Origin of the sequence: uncultured Amaricoccus sp. (assembly GCF_937858865.1) — a bacterium.
In the GTDB taxonomy this organism is placed as follows: Bacteria; Pseudomonadota; Alphaproteobacteria; order Rhodobacterales; family Rhodobacteraceae; genus Amaricoccus.
Genome location: NZ_CALLYO010000009.1, coordinates 1 through 1,657, shown reverse-complemented (window position 1 = coordinate 1,657; position 1,657 = coordinate 1). Strand labels below are relative to the sequence as shown.

The 1,657-nt window shown below is 67.6% G+C and carries 1 protein-coding gene; it reads right to left on the bottom strand.

Annotated elements, in window-relative coordinates; all coding sequences use genetic code 11:
• Nucleotides 1–1,616 (bottom strand): CTP synthase (locus Q0112_RS00120; RefSeq protein ID WP_297970030.1); only part of this gene is annotated, 1,616 nt, incomplete at its 3' end.
• Nucleotides 1,617–1,657: the final 41 nt, after the last annotated feature.

Here is a 1,657-nt window from a genome sequence, read left to right as displayed (position 1 = left end):
CGGATGAAGTCGGCGAAGAGCGGGTGCGGCGCGAAGGGCTTCGACTTCAGCTCGGGGTGGAACTGCACCCCGATGAACCAGGGATGCCCGGGGATCTCGACGATCTCCGGCAGCCGCCCGTCCGGCGACAGCCCGGAGAAGAACAGCCCGCACCCCTCGAGCTTGTCGCGATAGGCGATGTCCACCTCGTAGCGGTGGCGGTGCCGCTCCGAGATCGTCGTCGTCTCGTAGATCTCCGCCGCCTGGCTCCCCTCCGACAGGATCGCGTCATAGGCGCCGAGCCGCATCGTGCCGCCCTTGTCGTCGCTCACCTCGCGCTTGATCGTCCGGTTCCCCTCGAGCCATTCCTTGAGGTGGTAGATGACGTGGGTATAGCGCCGCTCCCCCGCCTCGTGGTCGAACTCCTCCGAGCCGGCATCCGGCAGCCCGAGCAGGTTCCGCGACGCCTCGACCACCGCCATCTGCATCCCGAGGCAGATCCCGAGATAGGGCACCTGCCGCTCCCGCGCGAACTGCGCCGCGCGGATCTTCCCCTCCGTCCCGCGCTCGCCGAACCCGCCCGGCACCAGGATCGCGTTGTACCCCTCCAGCAGCGCCGCGATGTCGCCGGGATTCTCCAGCAGCTCGCTGTCGAGCCACTCCGCCCTGACCTTCACCCGGTTGGCGATCCCGCCGTGGGTCAGCGCCTCGGCGATCGACTTGTAGGCGTCCTCGAGCTGGGTGTACTTGCCCACCACCGCCACCGTCACCTCGCCCTCGGGATTGTGGATGCGGTCGACCACGTCCTCCCACTTGCCGAGGTTCGGCCGCGGCGCCGGCGAGATCATGAAGGCGTCGAGCACCGCCTGGTCGAGCCCTTCCTTGTGATAGGCGAGCGGCGCCTCGTAGATCGACCGCAGGTCCTGCGCCGCGATCACCGCCTCCGGCCGCACATTGCAGAAAAGCGCGAGCTTCTCCCGCTCCTTCGGCGGGATCGCCATCTCCGAGCGGCAGACCAGCACGTCGGGCGCGATGCCGATCGAGCGCAGCTCCTTCACCGAATGCTGCGTGGGCTTGGTCTTCAGTTCGCCCGAGGCCGCCATGTAGGGAAGCAGCGTCAGGTGCATGTAGATGCACTGCCCGCGCGGCTTCTCCTGGCCGAACTGGCGGATCGCCTCGAAGAAGGGCAGCCCCTCGATGTCGCCGACCGTGCCGCCGATCTCGCAGAGCATGAAGTCGACCTCGTCCTCGCCGATGCGGAGGAAGTCCTTGATCTCGTTCGTGACGTGCGGGATCACCTGGATGGTCCGCCCGAGATAATCGCCGCGCCGCTCCTTCTCGAGCACGTTGGAATAGATCCGCCCCGAGGAGACCGAATCCGTCCGCCGCGCCGCCACGCCGGTGAACCGCTCGTAGTGCCCGAGGTCGAGATCAGTCTCCGCCCCGTCGTCGGTCACGAAGACCTCGCCGTGCTCGAACGGGCTCATCGTCCCCGGATCGACGTTGAGATAGGGGTCGAGCTTCCGGAGCCGCACCGAATAGCCGCGCGCCTGCAGGAGCGCCCCGAGCGCGGCCGACGCGAGACCCTTGCCGAGCGACGACACGACGCCGCCCGTGATGAAGATGTACCGCGCCATTGGCTCGTCTCCCGCGCCTGCTCAGTTATGATTCTGCAAAA